Origin of the sequence: Myxococcus sp. CA023 (assembly GCF_010998615.1) — a bacterium.
Lineage (GTDB): Bacteria > Myxococcota > Myxococcia > Myxococcales > Myxococcaceae > Myxococcus.
Map to the genome: position 1 here is coordinate 1 of NZ_JAAEAH010000002.1, position 22,726 is coordinate 22,726.

The following is a 22,726-nucleotide window of genomic DNA, read 5'->3' on the forward strand; positions in this document are numbered from 1 at the left end:
CCCATGCCCCGCCCCACGCCCCGCCATCTTCGACCGCTTGGCTTGCTCATCCCCCTGCTCCTCACCGGCTGTGGCTCCGACACACCCGGAGAGGAGGACGGCGACACCGAGCCGCTGGTCATGACGCAGTTCGACCGCGACATGCTGGCCGCGCACAACGCCGCGCGGAGGAACGTGTCGCCCGCGGCCTCCCCCGCGCTGGAGGACCTGACGTGGGACGAGCAGGCGACGCGCACGGCGAAGGCCTACGCCGCGAAGTGCCAGTTCTCGCACAACCCGGACCGCCGCAACTTGGGGGAGAACCTCACCGCGGCAACGTCCAGCGCCATGGGCGCCCAGGGCGTGGTGCAGGGATGGGTGGACGAGGCCGCCCACTACGACCACGCCGCCAACACCTGCGCGAGCGGCAAAATCTGCGGCCACTACACCCAGGTGGTGTGGCGCAAGACGCGGGCCCTGGGCTGCGCCGTCCAGGAGTGCACGACGAACTCGCCCTTCGGGAGCCACGGCCCCAACTGGACGCTCTGGGTGTGCAACTACGCCCCGCCGGGCAACTACGTGGGCCAGCGCCCCTACTGACGCAGGTGCTGGTCCAGGAAGGCCGCCACCTGCTGCCAGGCACCCGCGGCGGCCTGCGCGTCGTAGCGCTCACCCGACGGGTTGGCGAAGGCGTGCTCCGCTTCGAACTCCAGGATGTAGTGCCGCACGCCCGCATCATCCAAGGCCTGCCGGAAGGCCTGCACCGTCTCCAGGGGGATGGACGGGTCCTTCGTGCCGAAGATGCCCAACACCGGCGCGCGGATGGCGGCGAGCTCCCGCGCCTCCGTCACCGGGTTGCCGTAGTAGAGGACCGCCGCGTCCAGCTCCGGCATGGCCATGGCCGCGTGCAATGACCAGCTGCCCCCGAAGCACCAGCCGATGGTGCCCGTGCGCGGAGCCTGCACCCGCGCGTCCTGCCGCAGGAAGGTGTGCGCGGCCGTCAGCGTCTCCTGCGCGCGCGCCGGGTCCACGGCCTTCAGCAGCGCCAGCGCCTCATCCCGCGTGGTGGCCACCTTGCCGCCATACAGGTCCACCGCCAGCGCGGCGTAGCCCTCCGCGGCCAGCCGGTCCGTCCAGTGGCGGATGTGGTCATTGAGCCCCCACCACTCATGGATGACGATGACGGCGGGCAGCGGCCCCTGGGCGCCCTGGGGCAGGCTCAGGTAGGCCTTCGTGCCGGCCACCTCCACCTCCTGGCCCTTGAGCGCTGGCGGCGCGTCCTCGCGCAGCGTGTGCAGCGCCTTGAACTCCGACTCGGAGACAGCGCCAGTGGCGGACGGCTCGCGGAGCACCTCCCGGGCACGACCCTGGACGCAGGCGCTCAGCAGCAGCGCTCCCATCATCAACAGCAGGCCCTGGCGCATGATGTGTCGACCTCCGTGGGTTGGCCCGTCCCCGATGCGGAGACGCTGGCGACGGGTGGACTACCCCGAGGCAGCGTCCTCCGCCACCCCGGTGCCCGCGAACGCGAAGAGGGCTGGGAGGGAAGAATCCCCCACCAGCCCCCTGGGCGTCCTGCGTGAAGACGGTGACTACTTCTTCTCGGCCGCGGAGGGCTTGCCCGCCGGCGGCGTGCCGCCCATGGCCGGCATCTCCGGCGGCTTGACGATCTCCAGCAGCTCCACCTCGAACACCAGGGCGGCGCCACCCGGGATGTTCGGCGGCGCGCCGCGGTCACCGTAGGCGATGTCGGACGGGCACACGAGCTTGGCCTTGCCGCCCACTTTCATCTTCTGCACGCCCTCGGTCCAGCACTTGATGACGCCCTGGAGCGGGAACTGCGTGGGCTCGCCACGCTTGTGCGAGCTGTCGAACTCGGTGCCGTCCGGCAGCGTGCCGCGGTAGTGCACCTTCACGATGTCCGACGCCTGGGGCGACGCGCCCGTACCGGCGGTCAGCTCCTTGTAGATGAGGCCGGACTCCGTCTTCTGGGCGCCCTCTTCCTTCGAGGCCGTCTCCAGGAACGCCTTCGCCTTCTCCTTCTCAGCCTCCGCCTTGCGGGTGCTGCGCGCGCGCGCCAGCTCCTGCAGCTTCGGGCCGTACGTCTCCAGCTCCACCGCAGGCTTGTCGCCCTTCACCTGCGCGGTGATGCCCGCCTTGACGTACTCCAGCTCCTCGGGAGTCATGTCGAACACGCTCACGCTGCGGCCAATGGACAGGCCGAGCGCGTACAGCGTCTTCTGGTCCTCCGTCTGCGGATTCGCGCTCGCGCCGGGCGCCGTCGCCGTCGCCGCCGTCGTCGAATCCGTCTTGCCCTGCTGCTGGCAGCCCGCCAGCACCAGCATTCCCGCGACCAGCCACGTCTTCTGCATGTCGTTGCCCTTCCTTGCTTTTTGGAGCGGCAGTGAGACATCGCCGCAGTCAGTTCTGAGGGGCGACTTACTACAGAAATGGCCTGACTTCCGGTTCGACGGCACCCCGGAAGCGTCCCCGTTCCTGAGCGACACCCCGCCCGCCCCCAGGGCGACCTCGTGTCCTTTCCAGGAGGTGGGGTTTTTCATTACCCGTTCCACCCGGCGTCAGCCTCGCCCGCCTCCAGGTAGCCCAGCAGCGGCGCCAGCACGGGCGTGACGCGCTTGTAGGCCGCGGTGTCGGCGGGCACGGTGCGCAGCACGCGGGCCAGCCGCTGCCGCCGGCCGGGCGCTTCCACTTCCGAGGCCACCGGGGCCACGTAGGTGTGGATGGTGAAGAGGATGGCGCGCGTGCGGGGCAGCCGGGTGAGCGTCTGACGCTCCAGGCGGAGGAAGCAGCGCTCGCCCGCATTGTCCGGGGTGATGCCGTCGAACAAGTGCCGCCACTCCGGCAGCGTGCGCGGCTCCAGGTCCAGCCGCTCCGTGACGCTGATGGCCCAGTTGCAGCGCGTGACGGGGCGCCCGGGCTTCAGGCCCTCCATCAACTTCAGCGTGGAGGGCCCCAGCTTCGCGTTGAACTGGGGCACCGGCTCGTGGACGGCCAGCAGCGGCCGGCCCAGCTTGTCCCCCAAGCACCACCCGGAAGGGAAACACAACTGGCCCGCCACTAGCGGGAAACCCTCACGCGTGCCATCCAACAGCAGCAGGTCCTCCTGAACCTGCCGGCCAAACCAGTCCAGCGGCGCCAGCGGCAGGCTCGCCGCGTCCCCCGGCGTGAAGTCCGTCCGCGTGCCCAGCAGGCGGTTGTGCCAGCACCAGCGCGTGCCCTCCACCTCCAGCGAGAAGTGCTCCGGCGATTGACGCGCCATGGCAGGCAGCAGCACCGTCAACGTCTCCCATTGGAGTTCCTCTGTTCCGGGCCCTCCCTGGAAGCGCTCGGCATGCCCCGCCGTCAGCAGCGCCGCCTTCAATGCCACTTCGTCCGCATAGCGCGGCGCGTCTACTTCAATGAGTGTCTCTTCGGGCCTCAGCGCACGCACGCCCAGCGACATTGAAAAGACATCCTGCTCGAAGGGGAAGTAAGGCAGCACCACGTCGACCTCTCATGAAGGGTTGGAGCAATTTATCAATCGTGTTGCAGAACGCATCGCGTCACGGAGGTGTGGCTGTTTTTCGATGTCTCACCCTTGAGGTTGTTCATCTTCACGGGGAGGATTCGCACTCCGGTCCGCGCCCTGGAGCATCGTGCTCAGAAGCCAGAAGGCGCAGCACTTCCACAGGAGATACCTGATGCATCCTCTGCCGCTGTCGCGCGCGCCCCGTGCCGTGCTTCTTGCCCTCGTGGGCCTGATTGTCCTTCCCGCCTGTTCGGATGACGGCGATGACCGTCCGGATGCGGGCCAGCCGGACTCTGGCATGCCCGCGGACGCAGGAAGTGACGCAGGCAGTGACGCGGGCAGTGACGCGGGCACCCCGGACGCCGGCGGCTCCATGGCCTGGCCGCAGGAATTCTCCTGCGAAGGCAAGGAGCAGACCGAGCTGACGTTCAACCCGGGCCAGGAGCAGGACCTCCAGGACGCGGTGAACGCGCTGGACGATTGCACCACCATCAACCTGGGCGCGGGCACCTTCCAGTTCGACAACGCCATCACCATCCGCGCCAACGGCATCACCGTGAAGGGCGCGGGCAAGGGCACCCAGGGCGAGGCCACCGGCGGCGAGGCCAGCACCGTGCTGGACTTCACGCACGCGGCGGCGAACACCAACGGCTTCGACGTGGTGAGCAAGCTCTTCACGGTGAGCGACCTGGCCGTCTGGAACGCGAAGAAGGATGGCCTGCGCATCGAGTCCTCCATCAACGTGAACATCCAGCGCATCCGCACCGAGTGGGCCCAGGAGAACCTGGAGAGCAACGGCAAGTACGGCATCTACCCCGTGAAGTCGACGTACGTCCTCGTCGAGGACTGTGAGGCGTACAACGCCGCCGACGCGGGTATCTACGTCGGTCAGACGCTGCACACCATCGTCCGGCGGAACGTGGCGAAGAAGAACGTGGCGGGCATCGAAATCGAGAACACGAAGTACGCCCACGTCGCGAACAACATCGCCGAGGACAACACCACGGGCCTGGTCGTGTTCGACCTGCCGGGCAACCCCATCCGGGGCACGGACATCTACATCGCCCACAACACCATCACCGGGAACAACCGCCCCAACTTCGCCTCCGTGGAGGCCAGCAGCAGCACCGTGTCCCAGGTCCCGGCCGGCACCGGCACCTTCATCCTGGCCTCACGCCGGGTGGAGATGGAGCACAACACGTGGGGCAACAACAACACGGTGGACATCGCCATCCTCAGCGGTCTGGCCATCGAGTCCGATCCCGTCCAGTGGGCGCCCGGCTTCTTCAACTACCCCAGCCAGGACATCTCCATCCACGACAACACCTTCACCGGTGGCAGCGGCCGAAGGGTGGACAACGGCACGCCGGACCCGGAGCGCCGTCCGCTGGGCGCGCTGGTGGGCGCCCTCTACCAGTACGGCGCCGCGGCCCACGGCGTGACGGGCGTGGAGCACGTGCTGTGGGACGGCATCGACCCGGCGCCTCGCAATGAGAGCCTGGCCAACCCCATCAACATCTGCTTCACCCGCAACACGCTGCCAGAGGGCACGCAGGCCTCGGTGGTGGACTTCGACCTGCAGGCCGTCGGTGGCCACCTCGTGGCGGGCCCCTCCCCCGAAAGAGTGGCCGCCGCCTGGGGAGAGACGCGCCGCTATGTCCAGGGCGCCGAGCCCTACAACTGCTCGGGCTTCACCCCGGCCCTGACCATCCGCTGAAGACATCGTGAAGAACGGACGCATGTACAGGCCGTTCATCCCAGGACTGGGCCTCGCCGCGATGCTGGTGACCGCGGCGCTGGCCTCGTGCTCGGGTGACGAGGACGGCGTGACGCCGACTCCGGACGGAGGAGGCGGCTCCGTGGTCGACTCCGGGCTTCCGCCCGAGGACAGCGGCACCCCGGACGCGGGTGACGACGCGGGCACGGGTGACGCGGGCGTGGACGCCGGCACCCCAGAGGACGCGGGGACGAACGAGGACGCGGGGACGCCAGACGCGGGAGCTGCGTTTCCGCCCAATACCCTGTCGGGCTTCGGCCTCTTCACCGGGACGCCCGCGTCGGGCGGGCTGCGGCCGGTGGAGGGGAACATCCCCTATGAGCTGACCACGCCGCTCTTCTCCGACTACTCGGTGAAGTCGCGCACGCTGTACATCCCGCCGGACGCGCAGGCCGGGTACTCGGCCAACGACGTGCTGGACCTGCCGGTGGGCACCATCATCACCAAGACGTTCGCCTTCCCCGCGGACCTCCGCGTCCCGGAAGAGAACGTGCGCGCCATCGAGACGCGCGTGCTGGTGCACAGGCCCGGGGGCTGGGAGGCCTTTCCCTACTTCTGGAACGAGGCCCAGACGGAGGCCACGCTGGCCAACGGCGGCCGCGTCGTCCGCGGCGTGAGCTTCATTGGCGAGGACGGCGTGGAGCGGACGCTGGACTACCTGGTGCCCAGCAAGAACCAGTGCCTGAAGTGCCACCATCTCCAGGACGCACAGGAGAACCAGGTGCTGCTGCCCATTGGCGTGAAGGCCCGCTACCTCAACCAGGACCATGACTATGGCGACGGGCCCATCAACCAGCTTCAGCACCTGGCCAACCTGGGCCGGCTGACGGGGCTGCCTCCGGTCGACCAGATTCCCCGCGCGCCGAACGCGTTCAACGCGGAGGATGGCACGCTGGAGCGGCGCGCACGCGCCTACCTGGACATCAACTGCGCGCATTGCCACAACCCCAAGGGGACGGCGGGCACCACCAGCCGGCTGTTCCTCAACGTGGACAACACGGAGGAGTTCACGTTGGGCGTGTGCAAGCGACCGGGCTCCGCGGGCGGTGGCGTGGGCGGTGAGTTCGACATCGTCCCGGGCAGCCATTCGACGTCCATCCTCTGGTACCGCATGCACACCGAGGAGTCGGGGAAGATGATGCCGGAGCTGGGCCGCGTGCTTCGCCACGACCAGGGCTCACGGCTCATCGCCGACTGGATTGACGCCATGCCGGCGCGCGCCTGCAAGTAGTCCGTGGTCAGACGAGCGGCCCCTCCGTGCCCGGTGCGCGGAGGGGCTTCTCGTTTCCGATGCGTGACGGCCGCGCCGCGTGACAGGGCGCGCGCGTGCCGCATAATCGCGGGCACATGTCCCTGCCCATGCTGCTCCGGGCCGCGGGGGTCGCCGCCGCGCTCGTCCTGCTCGCCGCCTGCCGCATCGAGTCCGCCGCGCCCGCGGCCGGGCCCACGCTGGCGCGCGAGGGCACGCCCTCCGGAGACGTCTGGGTCTACACGTCCATGTACCGGCACGTCCTGGACGCGCTGGAGCCGCTGCTGAAGGCGCGGCTCCCCGACGTCCGGGTGCATTGGTATCAGGCGGGCAGTGAGAAGGTGGCCAGCCGGCTGGAGGCGGAGCGCGCCGCCGGGGCCATCCGCGCGGACCTGCTTGCCACGTCGGACCCGTTCCTCTACGAGCGGCTGGCCCGTGAAGGCGCCCTGCTCCGCTACGCCTCGCCCAACGTGCTTCGGGTGCCCCGCGCCCTGGTGGACCTGGACGCGCGCTACGCGGCCCTGCGCCTGTCCACCATGGTCCTGGTGCACCGGCAGGACGGGCCACCGCCGCCCACCTCCTTCGCGGCGCTCGCGGAAGGCCCGTGGACGGGACGCGTGGCGATTGGAGATCCGCTGACGTCGGGCACCGCCTTCACCTGGGCCGTGTTCTGCGACGCGAAGTACGGCGAGTCCTTCTTCCCCGGGCTGCGCCAGCGAGGCGCCATCGTCGCGGGAGGCAACGCGGCGGTGCTCCAGAAGGTGGAGAGCGGCGAGGCGGATGCAGGCGTGCTGCTCCTGGAGAACGCGCTCGCGGCCCAGGCCCGCGGCAGTCCCATCCAGGTAGTGTGGCCCACCGATGGCGCCGTCGTCATCCCCGGCCCCGCGGCCCTCTTCGCGACGACGCCCAACCCCGTCGCGGCGAAGGCGGTGGTGGACGTGCTGCTGTCGCCCGAAGGCCAGCGCATCATCGTGGAGAAGGGAGACATGCACGCGGTGGACCCCAGGCTCGCGGGCCCTCGGGGCGAGGCCGGTGTCTCGGAGTTGCTGGAGCGCGCGCGCCCATGGACGCCCGAGTTACTCGAACGCGGGCTCACACAGGGCGGCGCCGTGAAGGAGCGCTTCCGCCAGGCATTCTCACAATGAGCGCGGCGGCGCCCAAATCCCAGTGGCTGGGGCTCGGCCTGTGGCTGGTGCCGGTGCTCTGCTTCTCCGTGCTTCCGGTGGCCGCACTGCTCTGGCGAGGCCTCGGTCCCACCGGGACGGGCGGCCTGGACTGGTTGCTCGCCGAAGGTGGAGCGCTGGGGAACACGCTGCTCATCGCCACGGGCGCGGCGGTGCTGGCCTTCGTCCTGGGAGCGCCGCTGGCGCTGGTGCTGCAACGCACCGACCTGCCCCTGCGCGGGGCCTTCACGGTGCTGTTCACCCTGCCCTCCGCCGTGCCCGCGTTCATCTGGGGCATGGGCTGGCTGTCGCTCGCGAGCCCTCGCGCGGGGTACCTCAACCGGCTGCTCGGCGATGACACCTTCGACATCTACGGCCCCGCGGGCATCGCCTTCGTGGAGGGCGTTTCGGGCCTCCCGCTGGTGCTGCTGGCGGGCGCGGCGGCCCTGCGGCGCGTGGACCCGGCAATGGAGGAAGCCGCGCGTGTCTGTGGAGCTTCGACGCCCCGGGCGCTGCTGACGACGACGCTGCCGCTGGCGCTGCCCTCCCTGCTGTCGGGCGCGGTGATGGTGTTCCTCATGGCGGCCTCGTCCTTCGGCGTGCCGTACCTGCTGGGCGTGTCAGCCTCACCGCCCACGCGGGTGCTCACCACGCGCATCTATGAACTGGTGCTGATGGGCGGTGACGAGGGCCTGGCGCGCGCCGCGCAACTGGCGACGTCCCTGCTGCTGCTCGCCCCCATGGCGATGCTGGTGACCTGGGCGCTGGGCCGGGCCGGCCGCGTCCGCCTCAGCGCGGGCAAGGGCCTGTCGTCCCGTCCCTTCCCGCTGGGGCGCGCACGCGGGCTCGTCCTGGGCGCGGTGAGCATGACGGCCGCGGTGCTGGTGCTGCTCCCGCTGGGGGCCATCCTCCTCACGTCGCTCCAGCGCAGCTTCGGCGCGGCGCTGACCTGGGAGACGTTGACGCTGACGCACTGGGCGGGTGTGCTGCTGGAGCCGCGCACGCTGCACGCAACGGGGCGCAGCCTCCTGCTGGCGGCGGGCGCGGGTGTCCTGGTGTGTGGGCTGGGGCTCGCGGCTGCGGTGCTGCGACGCGGGCTGCGCCGCTTGGGCCCGGGCGTGGAGGCGCTGGCGGTATGGCCCTACGCGGTGCCGGGGACGGTGCTGGCCCTGGCGCTGCTGCTCGCGTTCTCCCGGGACTTGCGCTTCATCCTGCTGGACCGCGTCGCCTTCGTGCTCGCGCTGGCACACACGCCGTGGCTGCTGCTCATCGCCTACGTGGCGAAGTACCTCGCGCTGGGCGCGCGCAACAGCGAGGAGGCGCTCGCGCAACTGGACGCCTCACTCACCGAGGCCGCGCGGGTCAGTGGTGCCGGCCCCTGGCGCGCGTTCGTGGATGCGCCCCTGCCCTTGCTGCGGCCGGCGCTCACCGCGGCCTTCGTCCTGGCGTTCCTCGCATGCGCGACGGAAATCACGATGTCCGTCCTGCTCGTGCCCGCGGGAACCGAGGTGCTCGGAACGCTGCTGTTCGAACTCCAGAGCTACGCGGACCCCGCCGCCGCCGCGGTGCTGGCATGTGCCTTCATCGCGCTGGTGGTGGTGGGGCAGGCCCTGCTCGCGCTGCTGACCCGGCGGCCCTTGGACACGCGGTGATGGCGGAGGTGTCCGACATCGCCAGGGATCCGGCGGCTTCCTGGCGATGTCTTCAGGGCCTGCTCGCCATTACATGCACGCGCAGTACATGCCCCGGATGCAGTGCCCGAATCCCTCACCACAGAAGTGGTCACAGTCCGAGTTGCGCTCACAGATGGACTGCGTGAACTCAGGAGCGTTGGCCTCGGCCGTGGACGGCATGAACGCCATTCCGAAACCCGCCGCCAATCCCACACCCAGCGCCATCAGCATCGCAATTCCATTCTTCTTCATCGCGTGACTCCTTTCGAGGGAGCCTCCAGCCTAACTCCAGACTCAGACACGAGGCAGCCAATCCACACGCCGCGTGCTTCCGCAACGCAACAGCAGACGTCGTGACACACAGCGACATGGTGTTCCGGACACGACCTCGAAGCGTCGTCGCGCCAACGCCGAGGGACTCACGGCAAACGGCGGCGGCCGGGGTAGGCTCCGCCACCGCCGCATGAGCGACTTCCGACGCGCCACCCGTGACGACAACACCGCGCTGCTCGACCTGTTCGGCGCGGTGCCCATGCAAGGCGACCTGGTCCTCTCCTCGCAGCGAGCGCCCGACTACTTCGGCCTCTACGCCATGCAGCGCGGAGAGACGGAGGCCTGGGTCCACGGCGAGCACGGCCGGCTGGACGGCATGGGCGCCGTGCACGTGCGCGACGGCTGGCTGGAGGGCCGTCCGTGCCGGGTGGGCTACCTGGGAGACCTGCGGACCCGCTTCTCCGCGCGCCGGAACCGCGGCCTCGCGCGCTTCTACGGGCCCATGCTCGAGGAGAGCGCCCAGCGCCTGGGCGTGGACACCTTCCTCACGGCCGTCATGGCCTCCAATGCCACCGCGCTCCAGGCGCTCGTGCGGCGGCGGCCCGGGCGCGTGAGCCAGCCGCACTACACCCTGCTCCGCCGCTTCTCCGCCGTGTCCATCCAGTTCCTGCTCCGCCGCCGTCCCCAGCGAAGCGCCGTTACCGTGCGGCGCGCCACGCCCGCGGACGTCCCCGCTGTCTCGGCGTTGCTGGATGCCGACCACCGCGCGCGTCCTTTCGGCTACCGCTTCGACACGGGCGAGTTGGAGCACCGCCTCGCCCACTGGCCCGGGCTGCGAATCGAAGACACCTATCTGGCCTTCGACGCGACCGGCGCGCTGGTGGGCTGCACCACCGCCTGGAACCCGGAGGCCGTGAAGCGCTACCGCGTCCATGCCTACCGTGGAGGCATGCGCTGGGTGCGGTGGGGCTGGGACACGCTGGCCACCGCGCTCCGCGCGCCGCGCCTGCCCGCGCCGGGCAGCGACTTCCGCTACTTCTACCTCTGCAACACCAGCGTGCGAGGAGAAGATCCGGCCGTCCTCCGCGCGCTCGTGGAGCGGGTGTACGCGGACTTCCACGGCCAGGGCTTCCACTTCTTCACGCTGTACCAGGACGAAGTGGACCCCATGGCGCCCGCGCTGAAGGGCTTCCTCCAGCGACGGCTCGACTTCCACCTCTACGCCGTGACGCCCGCCTCACGTCCTCGGGACACCTTCCCCGCCGGACGGACCGGCTTCGAAATCTGCCTGCCCTGACGCACTCTCACTCCGCTTGGAGCGTGAAGCGCCAGGGGACCTGATTCAGGCCGGAAGCACCGGCGAAGGTCAGCACATGAGGGCCGGAGCGGTCCGCGACGAACCGTCCGGCCCGCGGGTTCGACAGCAGGCCACCGGGAGCCATGAGCGACACCTGAAGCGCTCCCGCATCCAGGTCCAGCCGGTAGGCACGGCCCGCCTCCAACCCGACGGAGAACACATCCGCGTCGATAGCCGTCTGAACCACGCCCGACACCGAGGCCGGCAGCGTCAGGGCATGGGCCGTCCCGCTGTGGTCGCCGTAGTCATCGACGGCCACATGCTCCAGCAGCAAGGAGAACGACTCCGCGTCATTCAGGGGTTGGAACATCATCGTGACAGGCGCCGCGTTCCAGGCACTGAAGAGGTGGCGGCCGTCGCCCAGGTCCAGGATGCCCACCGCGCCTCGCGGGTTGAAGGACAGGTTCGGAGAGGGCGCGTAGGACGCGAGGTAGATGCCACGGTCCTCGGCCTGGAAGACGACGGCATCCGTGTCGTGCGGTGTCTCGAAGAGGCCCGAGACCGGGGTTCCTGGCGTGATGAGCGTCGCCGTCTGCGGCGAGTCCCCGTGGTCATCCACCCCAGCGTCCACCAACGTAAGCAAGAAGGAGTGAGCCCAGAGGTCACCGCCATCGACGAGGAGGTAGTACGTCCCGGCGAGCTCCACTCGGGCCCGCAGCCGGTCCGTGTCCGACAGGGCCACATTCACCCCGTTCGCGTCCACCACCTGGGCCGACCACCGCCCGGCCCCTTCCGTCCGCACGGCGTAGACATGCCCGGGCGCCCCGGTGAAGGAGAAGACATCCACGTCCTCACGCGACTGGAGGGTGACTGGCACCGGGAGGCCCGCCGTCACGGCCGTGGCGGTCTCCAGCGTGTCGCCATGCTCATCGGGGCCCAGGTCCTCGAAGCGGCAGGTGGCATCCACCGGGGTGACGCCCTCCGGCTTCAGCACCACGAACCAGTCACGCTCGGACGTCGAATGCAGGTTCACCGCGAGCTGCGCCCCTGACGAACCCTGCGCAACATCGGTGACTGCGCCGACAGAAGACAGCAGCATCATCTGAAGGAGAAGCCCGGGAGCCCGCGCGCAGATGAAGCGGTAGCCATGCCCCACCCGTGAATGGAAGGTGAACACATCCACGTCAACGGACGAGGAGAGCCGCACCGGGAACGGCGTGCCAGAGCCAGCCAGAAGGAGGGTGGCTTCTTCCAACGTATTCCCGTGGTCGTCCGCGCCCAACGACATCAGGTGATACGTGTAGCGGCCGTGTGAGCTCGCGCCGGAGACCTCGAAGTACCAGGTGCCCGCGGCGAGCGTGGGCAACCACAAGGTCGTGCTCCCCTCGACATCGACGGGCATGTCCTGCGGGTTCCCAGCCGCATCCAGCAACCGCACCCGGCACTCCGCCAAGGTCAACCGCGTGCAAGAGAAGCGGTACATGCCTCGCTGCTCCACGGTGACGGCGAACAAGTCCCTGTCCTGCATCGCCTCCCGCCGGCCCTCCTCGATGCGGCCCTCGCGGGGCGACATGGGGAGCGTCAGCACCGTCGCGCTGTCGGGCGAGCCCCCATGGTCATCCGGCTGCTTGAATGCGGCGACCGAGCACGTCAGCCCCGCGGCCTGCTCCCACGGTCCGCAGCGGCACATGGGCTGCCCCGCGTTGGAGAAGCAGGTGCCCGCGGTGCAACGCAGCCCCGCGCAGGCCACCTCATCCCCGGGCACCTCCACGGTGTTGCACGAAGCCAGTCCCAGGACGAGGAGCAGGACCACCGGAAGCAGCCCCGGGGACCGGGCGGAACGCCGTGCATGGGCCATGACGTTCCGCCCTCCCATTCAGACCACCCGGTGCTTCCAGGTTCCGCGCCGGAACAGGATGACGGACACCAGCGCCATCACCGAGAAGGCCACCGAGATGGAAAGGAATGCCCCCGGCGGCCCCATACCCAGGGGGCCGGAGAGCACCCACGCCAGGGGCAGCTCCAACAGCCAGAAACAACAGATGTTGAGCACGGTGGGCGTGGTGGTGTCCCCTGCTCCGTTGAAGGCCTGCGTCAACACCATGCCGAAAGCATAGAACAGGAAGCTGGCGCTGAGGATGCGCAGGGCGAGCACCGCTTCCTTCATGACCGCGGCGTCGTTCGTGAAGATGCCCACCACGGGATTGGCCGCGAGGACGAACAGCAGCCCCAGCGAGCCCAGGAAGACGGCGTTGATGCGCCCCGCCGTCCACACCGCGTGCTCGCCCCGTTCCGGCTTTCCCGCGCCCAGGCTCTGTCCCACCATGGTGGCCGCCGCGTTGCTCAGCCCCCACGAGGGCAGCAGCGCGAACAGCACGATTCGCAACGCGATGGTGTAGCCCGCCACCGCCGCGCTGCCGAACGTGGCCACGATGCGAGCCAGCACCACCCAGCTCGTCGTGCCCACCAACGCCTGGGCCGTGCCCGCGCCCGACATCCGCATCATGGCCAGCATCGTCCCCGGCTCCAGGCGCAGGTGCTCGCGCCGCAGCCGCAGCCGGCCGGAGCCCTGCGCCAACCGGTAGAGTTGGTACACCACGCCGCAGGAGCGCCCGAAGGTGGTGGCCACCGCGGCGCCCATGACGCCCAGTTCCGGGAAGGGCCCCACGCCGAAGATGAGGAGCGGCGCCAGCACGATGTTGATGGCGTTGGCCAGCCACAGCACGCGCATGGCGATGGCCGCGTCCCCCGCGCCGCGGAAGATGGCGTTGATGAGGAACAGCAACAGGACGCTGCCCATGCCGCCCAGCATCACCTGCGTGTAGCGGATGCCGTGCTCCAGCACCCACGGCGAGCCGCCCATCAGCGCCATCAACGGCCGCGCGAAGTAGACGCCCGCCACCGACACCGGAATGGACAACACGACGCCCAGCCCCACCGCCTGCACCGCCGTGCGCGCGGCCCGCTCCGGGTCTCCTTCACCAATGCGGCGGGACACCAGCGCCGTGGCGCCGATGCTCAGCCCCGCGGACGCCGCGTAGATGATGGTGAGCAGCGACTCCGTCAGTCCCACCGCCGCCACCGCGTCCGCCCCCAACCGGCCGACGAAGAAGACGTCGACGACGGCGAAGACGGACTCCATCATCATCTCCAGCACCATCGGCACGGCGAGCAGGAAGATGGCGCTGCGAACCGGAAGCCGGGTGAGGTCCCTCTCGGTTCCGTGAATGGCTTCCTTCACCGAAGCCCAGAACCCCTGAGGCCCCTCTTCGGGCGGACCTCCTGCTTCCGCCGGCACGGGTTCGAACCCGACCGGGGATGACTCAGACATACCTGCCTCCGTTGGTGCCCTTCTGTCAGGAAGGCGGAAAGAGGTCCAGGGACGCCGCATCCCATGACACCTGACGCCTCTCCCCTCCCGGTCCCCCTGCGCGGCGAGCGGGCAACCGCGTCCAGGGCAAGGCCCGGCCCTGAGAGCGTCGGACGCTGGACAACCTACCTGCGCCGTCGGGCCGTCTGGCCGCCGAGCGCGTGGGTGTAGGGTGCCGCGTCAATGGTCATCAGCCTGCCGCACGAAAGTGCGCCCGCGGTGCCTGTCGGGGGGGCCGCGCACTTCAGCCTCTCCAGCAGCGCGCGGGTGCTGGGAACTCTCCACCTGGGTCCGGGAGCCAACATCGCGCAAGGCGCGGTGGTGCGCTCGCACGAAGGCGCCGTGCGGTTGGGCGCCGGCTCGGCCGTGCTGGAGAACGGCGTCATCATCGGACTGCCGCAGCAGCCCGTCACGGTGGGAGAGCGCACCTTCCTAGATCACCGCAGCCTCGTGCTGGGCGCGGAGGTCGGCGCGCTCTGCGATGTGGGAGGTGGCTCCATCCTCATGCCCGGCGCGCGCATCGGCACGCGCTGCCTGCTGGCGGAAGGAACGCTCATTCCAGCGGGCACCGTGGTGCCGGACGACTCCGTCGTCGCGGGCCGCCCCGGCCGCATTCTCCGTCGAACCACCGCGGATGACCTGGAACGGCTCCGGAAGCGCCGCGGCGGAAGCCTCGACCTCCCGGGCCAGCCACTCACCGCTTTCTCCGCGAGAGATCGCGCAGAGGACGCTCCCATGGGACAGCTCTATACGTTTCGCGACAAGCACCCACTGGTGCACCCCACCGCCACCCTCTTCTCCTCGGCCGAGGTGACAGGGGACGTCATCATCGGCCCGGGCTGCATCATTGGCCCCGGGGTCAAAATCCTCGGGGATGGCAATGGTCCAGTCCGCATCGGCGCGGGCGTGCAGGTGCTGGCCAACACCGTGCTGCACCGGCTGTCGGACCACACGCTGACGCTGGAGGACGGCGTCATCATCGGTCCGGGCTGCACGGTGCATGGCAGCTTCGTGGGCGCGAACACCGTGGTGGAGCCGGGTGCCATCCTCTGTGACGGAACGCGGCTGGGACGCGGCAGCTTCGTGGGCGCGGGCAGCCTGGTGAAGCAGGGCAGCGCCTTCGCGGATGGTGCGCACATCGAGGGCTTCCCGGCGACGCAGACGGGTACGTTGGCGTCCCTGCCGCCGGTGCCCCGCTGGGCGCTGCGGCCGGAAGACTTGCCGGGGCTGCGGCGCATCGGCTAGTGCGCCCGCATACTCACCGCTGCCTGTCCGCGTGATTGAAGGCCGCCATCAGCGTGCCCATGGCATGGAACGCCAGTCCCATGCCCCAGCCGATGGCGGGGTACTGCACCCACCAACCCGGCCCCGAAAACAGGTCGATGAGGGTGAGCCCTCCTATGACGATGGTGTAGCTCGTCGCGTGTGACGCAAGGCCCATGTAGGCCGTGCGCATGCGGCGCTGCGCCTTGTCGCGTCCCGCGCGCGCGGAGATGACGCTCTCCACGGCGGCTTCGCTCACGCCCATCTCCCGGGCCATGGCGAGCAGGTCCTCCCGGGTGAGCGAGCGATCCACGTCCTTGCCCGCCAACGCGCGAGCCGTGGCCTCGCGGATGATGTCCGCGGCCTCATTCTGGGAAAAACTCGGAGGTGCGCTGCGCTGCCGTGTGTCCGCCATGGGACGGGGACGCTAGCGCGGCGTATCCGCCACGAAAAGAGAAGGAATCCCCCCACGCCCGTTCTCGCTGGCGGCTCACCTGTTTTCGCAAATTGCGAAGGGGGGAACTCATGCTTCGTGGCATTCGCAGGTCCATGTTCTGTGCGCTCGGCCTCATGGCCGCAGCGTGTGGTGGTGACGGTTCACACGCCCAGGAAGAGCCACCCGTCCAGGTCGTCCCGGAAGCGTGGCTGGGCGAGGCCGCGGGCGCCGAGCTCCCACACCTGGAGGCCCTGGGCGATGTCCGCATGCTGAAGGACGTGAACGCGGAGGCGTTGTTCCGCGAAGCCTCGGCACGCCAGCCCGCGGGAAGCACGCGCGCCGCGGCGGAGGCACCGGCCCGGCCGTCCACGGAGCTCTCCTTCATTGGCATCGACGTGAAGAACAACAAGGCCTACCGCCTGCGCACCGACGCGGCCAACCTGGGCCGCGTGGCTGAGGAGCTGGCGCGGCGCGGGCTCAACGGCGCCTCGCGCGGCACGCTGGATGACGCCGCGCGGTTGGAGCCGGTGAACAGCGATGAGGCCCTGACCTCCGGAACGGTCTCCGGCCAGACGTGGAGCAACGGCGTGGACACGCGCATCCGCATGGGCCTCACGGATGGCTATGCCACGAACTCGTGGCCCTATCGGACCATCGGCCACCTGAGCGCCGGATGTTCGGGTGCGCTCGTGGGCCGCCGCGTCGTCGTCACCGCCGCGCACTGCGTCGTCAGCGCGTACAGCGGGTGGAACCCCATCTTCAACACCTTCACCGCTCGCCGCGACGGCGCCACCGCGCCGTGGGGCGTCCAGGACGCCATCTGGTACTGGGTGCCGGAGGGCTACATCAACGGCTCCTGCAACAGCGTCGCCAGCTGCAACCGCCACGACGTCGCCATCATGGTGCTCGAGGACGACTTCCCGAACGGCCACCCGGGCTGGATGGGGCACTGGAACGCGTCCACGGACACGCTCAAGACGTGGTCCACGTTCATGCGCGGCTACCCCGGCTGCGGCCACGTGGCGGCCCCCGCGAGTTGCACGGCGCGCACGCTGTACGGCGACACCCAACAGTGCAAGACGGGCAACGCCTACAGCCCGGACGCGGACGGCTGGCACCAGGAAATCGAAATCGGCTGCGACGGAAGCCCGGGCCAGAGCGGCTCGCCCATCTACTCGTACGACGCGCCCGTCTCAGGTCCGGTCGTGGTGGGCCAGTACAACCAGTACTACTGCGACGCCACGGGCTGCGCGGGCAACGCCTTCCCGAACAGGATGGGGCACCTGACGCCCTCGTGGAACAACTCCATCAGCTACTTCAAGTCGCTCTATCCGTAAGTGACGCTCCGGGACGCGCGTCCGTGGCAGGGGGGCGCGTCCCGCGGCCGTAATGAAGCGTAATGAAGGGGACTGAATGGTCCCCGGGACCTCCCGTCAGAAGGAGCAAGACGACGAAACAGGGCCACGGTGGCCATGAACGGGAGGCAGTCATGCGTGGAAAGCTGATGCGGGTGCTTGTGGTCATCGCGATGTCCATCGGAAGCCCGGTCCTCGCGCAGGGCGTGCATGGCGCCTCCGGAATCCAGGCCCCCAACAACACCCAGGCCTGGGCACGGGGCGGCAGCGTGGATTCCGCGCGGCAGCGTGCGGAGAACGAGCGACTGGAGCGGGAACGACAGGCCCGCATCGAACGCGAGAAGAAGGCGCGACTGGAGCGGGAACGGCAGGCCCGCCTGGAGCGCGAGCGCCAGGAGCGGGAACGGCAGGCCCGCCTGGAGCGCGAGCGCCAGGAGCGCGAACGCATCGCCCGCCTGGAGCGCGAGCGCCAGGAGCGCGAACGCATCGCCCGCTTGGAGCGCGAGCGCCAGGAGCGCGAACGCATCGCCCGCTTGGAGCGTGAGCGGCAGGAGCGCGAACGCATCGCCCGCTTGGAGCGCGAGCGCCAGGAGCGCGAACGCATCGCCCGCTTGGAGCGTGAGCGGCAGGAGCGCTCACGCTGGAACCGCGACAATCCCATGCACGGGCGCTCCGCGAGCAACTCCCGGCGCGGATAGGCTCCAGCGCATCCGCCCCACGGACAGCACCCGTGGGGTGGCCGCTTCAGTCGCGCATCCGCGCAACCCAGCGGAGGAGCAGGTCCACGCCGTGCCGGACCACCTCCTCCGTGGCGAGCGATTCGTGGCGCGCATGGCGCGGCCCGCTCCTTGCCCGGCATGACGGCCGGTGCACGAGCTCCACGCGCTCAACCCACGCGCCACCACGGCTTGCAGGAACTTGCTGTGCCTGACAGCTGCTTGCGCCTTTCAGCGGTGAACCCGAGTCAAGCGCGCCAGCCCACCAGTGACGGCTTCCGTGCGCTCCACTGCCCCCGGGGGTCGTTCCGCGTCGAAAGGCCCCGACAGAATAATGAGGCGCCCACGCACATGGTGAGGACGATGCCTCCATCCGACGCCGCAACTCTCGGGAGCAGCCGCCGGCAGCCTGCCAGCGAAACACCCGTCGGGTATCCCCTGGAGCATGACCACACGGTCCAGTTCTATGAGGACGAGGCAATCGTCATCGACATCGTCGAGGCCTACATCACGGGCGGGCTCGAACGAGGAGACCCGCTCGTCATCATCGCCCAGGCGAGCCACCGGCAGCAGCTCATCGCGCGGCTGGTGGCCGCGGGCGTGGACACCGCGGCGGCCATCTCGAGCGGGCAGCTCACCCTGCTCGATGCCCGTGAGACACTGACGCGCTTCATGGTGGGGGGACGCCCGAACTGGGAGCGCTTCCGCGAAGTCATCGGCACCGTGATTGAGCACAGCCTCGCGGCCGCGCGCCCCGGCGCCAAGGTACGCGCCTACGGCGAGATGGTGGATGTCCTCTGCCTGGATGGGATGCCGGACGTGGCGGTGGAGTTGGAGGCACTGTGGAATGACCTCAGCGTGCTGTACCCCCTGTCCCTCCTGTGCACCTACGCCATCGGTCACTTCGGCCAGGCGGCGCACGCGCGGCCCTTCCTCGATGTCTGCAAGGCGCACGCACACGTCATTCCCACCGAGCGCTACACACGGCTCGCGGATACGGAAGGACGGCTGCGAGAGGTCAGCCTCCTCCAGCAGCGCGCCCAGGCACTGGAGGCGGAAGTCCAGCAGCGGCGGCAGGCGGAGCAGGCCCTGCGCGAGGCCCTCCATCGCCGGGATGAATTCCTGGCCCTGGCCGGTCACGAGCTGAAGACGCCCCTGACCGCACTCCAGCTCCAACTCCAATCACTCCCCTCCGCGGCGGCGCGGAAGGATGGTAGCGGACGCCTGCTGGAGCGGCTGGACAAGGCCATCCGCCATACCGAGCGGCTCGCCACGCACATCGACGGGTTGCTCGACGTCTCCCGCATAGGAGAGGGCCAGGTGCCCTTGATGATGGAGCCGCTCGACCTGTCGCGGCTCGTCCGGGACACGGTTGCCCGCGCCATGACTCCGGCGGCCGAGGCGGACTGTCCCATCCAGTTGATGGCGGAGGTCCCTGTCGAAGGCGTGTGGGACCCGCTGCGGATTCAGCAGGTGGTGGGCAACCTCCTGGTCAATGCCTTCAAGTACGGCAAGGGCCGTCCCATCGAGGTGCGGGTGGACGGCGCACCGGACCACGCGCGCATCATCGTGAGAGACCACGGCATCGGCATTGCCTCCGAGCACCAGGAGCGCATCTTCCACCGCTTCGAACGCGCCGTTCCCTCGAGCGCCTTTGGAGGGCTGGGTCTGGGGCTCTACGCGGCCCGCCAGGTCGTGGTGGCGCACGGCGGCACCCTCCGCGTGGAGAGCGAGTTGGGCCAGGGCGCCACCTTCATCGTGGAGTTGCCCTACCGTCCGCAGTAGCGCGGCGGCGGGCTCAAATCCAGAAGGCCATGTCGCGTTCGGCGTCCTCGGGCCCCGCGCCCTGGCCGCCCTCCCGCAGCCAGCGGCGATACGCCTCGATGTCGGCGTGGTGCAGGTCCGCCTCCGTGCCGGAGTAGACGCCTCCACCCGGGCCGTCCAGCAGGGCCTCGCGCTGGATGTCCATGATGACCACGTCCTGCTGGATGACCTGCCGCGTGTACCACCGCACCAGCGGCATGATGGAGCGTCCCACCAGCGCACCGGGGACATCCACCGGCAACCGATAGCTGATGGCCGTGTAGACGAGGCTGTCCGTGGGCCCGATGGGCGTGCACTGCGAGTTGATGACGAAGCCGTGCTCGCCCCACAGGTAGTCCACGCGCGTGACATTGGGGACGTAGAACTTGTCAGTGTGGAGCAGCGGCAGTCCGCGCGGATTGAAGAGCCGGCCCAGGCCCGTGACGGTGTCCTGTGCCTGCTTGTACGTCACCAACACGCTGCCCGCCGTGCGCCGCACCGTCGCCGGCACTCGCTTGCTGGCGGGCCTGCGGAACCAGCCCGGATGCACGAAGAGCGTGTGCGGGACGTCCATGAAATTCTCGACGAGGTTCGTCACCCCGTTCGCGAAGCGCGTCACCATGAAGTAGACGGTCCACCCCTCCTGGTCCCAGTAGGGCACGCGGAATGGCGCGGACCGCGCGGGCTCGGCGCCGCCCATGTAGACGAAGACAAGGCCATCCTGTTCCAGGATGGGAAAGCGCGTCAGGCGTCCCAGCGCGCAAGGCGCGGTCGCCAGTCCCTCCCGCGCGCAGGCGTCGGCGTCGAGCAACTCACTTCGCTGCGAGGGCCCCAACGAGGGCACCTCCACCACGGCGCCCGACGCGTCGTAGACCCAGCCGTGATACGGGCAGCCGATGCGGCCATCGAAGACCGCGCCCCGGGACAGCCGCGCGTTGCGGTGCAGACACCTGTCCCGGAGAGCGGTGGGCTGCCCATGTACGTCACGGAAGAGGACCACCCCCGTGCCGAAGAGAGTCCGCGCCAGGGGCTCGCCTGGCTTCAGTTCGGTGGAGAGACACGCGACGTACCAGAAGTCCTTCAGCGCGCCACAGCGCGCGAGGTCGGCTTCGGCTTCCAGGTCCACGTTGGGGGCGGGCGAGGTGTCGCGCGAATGCAGGCGCAGTGGCGGTCTCATGCGGCGGCTCCGGAGAAATGGTCCGACCAGCCCGTCAGGCGGTGCAGGTCCACGGGCTTGATGTCGCCCGCGCGCTGGCCCAGCGCAACGCAGCGAGCCTCGTAGCGGCGAGCCCCGTCCGCCACGCGCACGGCACGCACCGGACCGAGCTGTCCCAGGGCTCGCGCGTAGCGGTAGTGGTGTCCCTCGCAGAGGGCGTGCTCCACGGCCTCCGCGGCGGCGACGAGCCGTGGGGCGGGGGCGTCCGTCTCCAGGAACAAGACGTAGGACGGCGCGGGAGTCCACTCGGGCGCCAGCATGGAGAAGCCGGGGCGCGCGCCGCCAAAGAAGTCCGGAAGCACGGCATCCAGCACGGCCCCCACGCGCGTGCCGGCGAGCTTCTCGCCCACCAGGTCACAAACGGCGTCCGCTCGGCCGACGAAGCGAAGGCAGGGCGTCGCGTGTTGGAAGCCCTCCACGCGGACCAGGTCGCCCAGGCGGTAGCGCAGCAGGCCGCCCGAGGTGGACAACAGCACCGTGTACGTGCGGCCCTGCTCCAGCTCGTGTGCGAGGCGAGGTCGCGAGGTGGGCTGCTCGCTGTCGATGAACTCGAAGAAGTGGCTGCGCACCGCGAGCACGGGGGCCGGCGCATCGAAGAGGGGCACTGTGACGACGCCCTCCGTGGCCAGCAGCCCCTTGCCCTGCACCTCCACGCCCGGAAAGCGGCGGCATGCGGCGGGAAGCGCGTGGGCTGCCTGTGCGTCCGTCCACATGCTGAGAAGCGACAGTCGAGGCCACAACGCGCGAGCGCTCCAGCCACCTCGCAGCACCTCACGCAGCAGCGAAGCCCGCTCCGGGCGCGGAGAGAAGCGCATCCGGGCCAGCACCGCTTGCATCGCGGCTTCACCGTGCGCGGCGCCGGACGCAGGCGGCCGGCAGCGCCCTCGCGTCAGGTCATCGGCCAGTCGCTCCCCGTGCCGCTCCAGCGCGTCCATGAGGAGCGTGAGAAAGCTGGGGTTCCACACGCTGATGAGAGACAGGTCCTCGCGGGCGACGAGATGCCAGAGCGTCACGTAGCGGCAGGACTCCACATCCGGCAATGCCCCCACTTCACCGGGCACCGCGAAGATGCGGGACAACAAGGGGCGCAGCACGCGCGAGAAGTAGGCGCTGTCCTCCGCGCTGCCCACGGGAATGCCGCCCGCCGTGCGGGCCTGCTTTCGCGCCAGTGGGGAGATGGACCAGTAGCTGGCGCCCTCGCGCAACGCGGGCCGGCGGTGGAGCAACTCGAAGAGCATGGGGGCCAGGGCGCGCTGGAACTCGGACAGGAGGCCGCGCGTCATGGGCACCCGCTTGCTGGCGCCCGAGGAGCCTCCAGAGAGTTCGAAGCGCAGCACCGGCTCACGCGTGAGCACCCGGGCCTCGCCCGCGGCGATGCGCTCCACGTCCGGAGCCAGCGCGTCCGGTGTCACCCACGGCACGGCGGCCTGGAAGTCACGGGCGTCGCGGATGCGGTGGAAGCCAGGAATGCGCTCCGCCTGCACGCTGCCCGCGGCCGAACGAAGCACCCGCTGCAGACACACCGCCTGCGCGGCCTCGGGGTCGCGCAAGGCCCGGTAGAAGCGCAGCGCGGAGGGAGCGAGCACGGCCCGCAGGCCGCCCAGCGGCAGGGAGGGAGCACTCACGA

19 protein-coding genes are annotated in these 22,726 nt (G+C 69.8%); 10 read left to right on the top strand and 9 right to left on the bottom strand.

The window, feature by feature from the left end; all coding sequences use genetic code 11:
• Positions 1–3 precede the first annotated feature (3 nt).
• Positions 4–579, top strand: coding sequence for a CAP domain-containing protein (locus F8M74_RS00430; RefSeq protein ID WP_141616918.1), 576 nt, complete (start codon positions 4–6; stop codon positions 577–579).
• On the opposite strand, the gene F8M74_RS00435 is transcribed toward F8M74_RS00430, so the two are convergent.
• The 3 genes from F8M74_RS00435 to F8M74_RS00445 form a co-directional block, all read right to left on the bottom strand.
• A complete protein-coding gene (locus F8M74_RS00435; RefSeq protein ID WP_141253715.1) occupies positions 573–1,403 on the bottom strand; it encodes a dienelactone hydrolase family protein in 831 nt (276 codons plus the stop codon). The two genes, F8M74_RS00430 and F8M74_RS00435, sit on opposite strands and share 7 nt — an antisense overlap.
• 168 nt (positions 1,404–1,571) lie before the next feature.
• Complete coding sequence (locus F8M74_RS00440; protein ID WP_141253714.1) at positions 1,572–2,351, bottom strand: FKBP-type peptidyl-prolyl cis-trans isomerase; 780 nt, start codon at positions 2,349–2,351, stop codon at positions 1,572–1,574.
• 188 nt (positions 2,352–2,539) lie between these two features.
• Positions 2,540–3,484: a DUF3445 domain-containing protein gene (locus F8M74_RS00445; protein ID WP_228559823.1), complete on the bottom strand. Its 945-nt coding sequence runs from the start codon at positions 3,482–3,484 to the stop codon at positions 2,540–2,542.
• Between the two features lie 196 nt (positions 3,485–3,680).
• Between F8M74_RS00445 and F8M74_RS00450 the strand changes: the two genes are divergently transcribed.
• From F8M74_RS00450 to F8M74_RS00465, 4 genes are all read left to right on the top strand, one after another.
• Positions 3,681–5,225 carry a parallel beta-helix domain-containing protein gene (locus F8M74_RS00450; protein ID WP_171410219.1) on the top strand — a complete coding sequence of 515 codons (1,545 nt, stop codon included), beginning with the start codon at positions 3,681–3,683 and terminating at the stop codon, positions 5,223–5,225.
• A 22-nt stretch (positions 5,226–5,247) separates the two neighbouring features.
• Entirely contained in the window at positions 5,248–6,516 is a 1,269-nt protein-coding gene (locus tag F8M74_RS00455; RefSeq protein ID WP_216619919.1) for an SO2930 family diheme c-type cytochrome, read from the top strand.
• 116 nt (positions 6,517–6,632) lie between these two features.
• Positions 6,633–7,679: an ABC transporter substrate-binding protein gene (locus F8M74_RS00460; RefSeq protein WP_141253711.1), complete on the top strand. Its 1,047-nt coding sequence runs from the start codon at positions 6,633–6,635 to the stop codon at positions 7,677–7,679.
• A complete protein-coding gene (locus tag F8M74_RS00465) occupies positions 7,676–9,349 on the top strand; it encodes an iron ABC transporter permease (protein WP_141253710.1) in 1,674 nt (557 codons plus the stop codon). Before F8M74_RS00460 ends, F8M74_RS00465 begins: the two co-directional genes overlap by 4 nt.
• Positions 9,350–9,418: 69 nt before the next feature.
• Here the strand turns inward: F8M74_RS00465 and F8M74_RS00470 are convergent, their stop codons facing one another.
• Positions 9,419–9,622 (bottom strand): hypothetical protein, encoded by a 204-nt coding sequence (locus F8M74_RS00470; RefSeq protein ID WP_140795974.1) that lies wholly within the window; start codon positions 9,620–9,622, stop codon positions 9,419–9,421.
• A gap of 211 nt (positions 9,623–9,833) precedes the next feature.
• Here F8M74_RS00470 and F8M74_RS00475 point away from each other — a divergent pair, with 211 nt between their 5' ends.
• On the top strand, positions 9,834–10,940 hold the full coding sequence (locus F8M74_RS00475) for a hypothetical protein (protein WP_141253709.1): 1,107 nt from the start codon (positions 9,834–9,836) through the stop codon (positions 10,938–10,940).
• 7 nt (positions 10,941–10,947) lie between these two features.
• Here the strand turns inward: F8M74_RS00475 and F8M74_RS00480 are convergent, their stop codons facing one another.
• On the bottom strand, positions 10,948–12,798 hold the full coding sequence (locus tag F8M74_RS00480; protein WP_228559822.1) for a hypothetical protein: 1,851 nt from the start codon (positions 12,796–12,798) through the stop codon (positions 10,948–10,950).
• Between the two features lie 18 nt (positions 12,799–12,816).
• Complete coding sequence (locus tag F8M74_RS00485) at positions 12,817–14,271, bottom strand: MATE family efflux transporter (protein WP_141253707.1); 1,455 nt, start codon at positions 14,269–14,271, stop codon at positions 12,817–12,819.
• Positions 14,272–14,493: 222 nt separating this feature from the next.
• Here F8M74_RS00485 and F8M74_RS00490 point away from each other — a divergent pair, with 222 nt between their 5' ends.
• A complete protein-coding gene (locus tag F8M74_RS00490; RefSeq protein WP_141253706.1) occupies positions 14,494–15,555 on the top strand; it encodes a gamma carbonic anhydrase family protein in 1,062 nt (353 codons plus the stop codon).
• Between the two features lie 13 nt (positions 15,556–15,568).
• Here F8M74_RS00490 and F8M74_RS00495 read toward each other — a convergent pair whose 3' ends face one another.
• Positions 15,569–15,988, bottom strand: coding sequence for a 2TM domain-containing protein (locus F8M74_RS00495; RefSeq protein ID WP_141253705.1), 420 nt, complete (start codon positions 15,986–15,988; stop codon positions 15,569–15,571).
• Between the two features lie 110 nt (positions 15,989–16,098).
• Here F8M74_RS00495 and F8M74_RS00500 point away from each other — a divergent pair, with 110 nt between their 5' ends.
• The 3 genes from F8M74_RS00500 (at position 16,099) to F8M74_RS00510 (ending at position 19,865) form a co-directional block, all read left to right on the top strand.
• Positions 16,099–17,346 (top strand): serine protease, encoded by a 1,248-nt coding sequence (locus F8M74_RS00500; protein ID WP_141253704.1) that lies wholly within the window; start codon positions 16,099–16,101, stop codon positions 17,344–17,346.
• A gap of 152 nt (positions 17,347–17,498) precedes the next feature.
• Positions 17,499–18,062: an ATP-dependent DNA helicase gene (locus tag F8M74_RS00505; protein WP_153881039.1), complete on the top strand. Its 564-nt coding sequence runs from the start codon at positions 17,499–17,501 to the stop codon at positions 18,060–18,062.
• 381 nt (positions 18,063–18,443) lie between these two features.
• Positions 18,444–19,865 (top strand): ATP-binding protein, encoded by a 1,422-nt coding sequence (locus tag F8M74_RS00510; protein ID WP_171410220.1) that lies wholly within the window; start codon positions 18,444–18,446, stop codon positions 19,863–19,865.
• Between the two features lie 13 nt (positions 19,866–19,878).
• Here the strand turns inward: F8M74_RS00510 and F8M74_RS00515 are convergent, their stop codons facing one another.
• Both F8M74_RS00515 and F8M74_RS00520 read right to left on the bottom strand, forming a co-directional pair.
• Positions 19,879–21,060, bottom strand: a complete 1,182-nt coding sequence (locus F8M74_RS00515) for an aromatic ring-hydroxylating dioxygenase subunit alpha (protein ID WP_141253702.1) — start codon at positions 21,058–21,060, stop codon at positions 19,879–19,881.
• Positions 21,057–22,724 carry a GH3 auxin-responsive promoter family protein gene (locus F8M74_RS00520; protein ID WP_141253701.1) on the bottom strand — a complete coding sequence of 556 codons (1,668 nt, stop codon included), beginning with the start codon at positions 22,722–22,724 and terminating at the stop codon, positions 21,057–21,059. The genes F8M74_RS00515 and F8M74_RS00520 overlap by 4 nt, the downstream gene beginning before the upstream one ends.
• Positions 22,725–22,726: the final 2 nt, after the last annotated feature.

What these genes read in the sequence shown, in the direction of transcription:
- F8M74_RS00450 (WP_171410219.1), top strand. Translation starts at nt 3,681, where the DNA reads ATGCATCCTCTGCCGCTGTCGCGCGCGCCCCGTGCCGTGCTTCTTGCC.
- F8M74_RS00500 (WP_141253704.1), top strand. Translation starts at nt 16,099, where the DNA reads ATGCTTCGTGGCATTCGCAGGTCCATGTTCTGTGCGCTCGGCCTCATG.
- F8M74_RS00480 (WP_228559822.1), bottom strand. Translation starts at nt 12,798, where the DNA reads ATGGCCCATGCACGGCGTTCCGCCCGGTCCCCGGGGCTGCTTCCGGTG.
- F8M74_RS00470 (WP_140795974.1), bottom strand. Translation starts at nt 9,622, where the DNA reads ATGAAGAAGAATGGAATTGCGATGCTGATGGCGCTGGGTGTGGGATTG.
- F8M74_RS00475 (WP_141253709.1), top strand. Translation starts at nt 9,834, where the DNA reads ATGAGCGACTTCCGACGCGCCACCCGTGACGACAACACCGCGCTGCTC.
- F8M74_RS00440 (WP_141253714.1), bottom strand. Translation starts at nt 2,351, where the DNA reads ATGCAGAAGACGTGGCTGGTCGCGGGAATGCTGGTGCTGGCGGGCTGC.
- F8M74_RS00465 (WP_141253710.1), top strand. Translation starts at nt 7,676, where the DNA reads ATGAGCGCGGCGGCGCCCAAATCCCAGTGGCTGGGGCTCGGCCTGTGG.
- F8M74_RS00430 (WP_141616918.1), top strand. Translation starts at nt 4, where the DNA reads ATGCCCCGCCCCACGCCCCGCCATCTTCGACCGCTTGGCTTGCTCATC.
- F8M74_RS00505 (WP_153881039.1), top strand. Translation starts at nt 17,499, where the DNA reads ATGCGTGGAAAGCTGATGCGGGTGCTTGTGGTCATCGCGATGTCCATC.
- F8M74_RS00435 (WP_141253715.1), bottom strand. Translation starts at nt 1,403, where the DNA reads ATGCGCCAGGGCCTGCTGTTGATGATGGGAGCGCTGCTGCTGAGCGCC.
- F8M74_RS00485 (WP_141253707.1), bottom strand. Translation starts at nt 14,271, where the DNA reads ATGTCTGAGTCATCCCCGGTCGGGTTCGAACCCGTGCCGGCGGAAGCA.
- F8M74_RS00495 (WP_141253705.1), bottom strand. Translation starts at nt 15,988, where the DNA reads ATGGCGGACACACGGCAGCGCAGCGCACCTCCGAGTTTTTCCCAGAAT.
- F8M74_RS00490 (WP_141253706.1), top strand. Translation starts at nt 14,494, where the DNA reads ATGGTCATCAGCCTGCCGCACGAAAGTGCGCCCGCGGTGCCTGTCGGG.
- F8M74_RS00515 (WP_141253702.1), bottom strand. Translation starts at nt 21,060, where the DNA reads ATGAGACCGCCACTGCGCCTGCATTCGCGCGACACCTCGCCCGCCCCC.
- F8M74_RS00510 (WP_171410220.1), top strand. Translation starts at nt 18,444, where the DNA reads ATGCCTCCATCCGACGCCGCAACTCTCGGGAGCAGCCGCCGGCAGCCT.
- F8M74_RS00460 (WP_141253711.1), top strand. Translation starts at nt 6,633, where the DNA reads ATGTCCCTGCCCATGCTGCTCCGGGCCGCGGGGGTCGCCGCCGCGCTC.
- F8M74_RS00455 (WP_216619919.1), top strand. Translation starts at nt 5,248, where the DNA reads ATGTACAGGCCGTTCATCCCAGGACTGGGCCTCGCCGCGATGCTGGTG.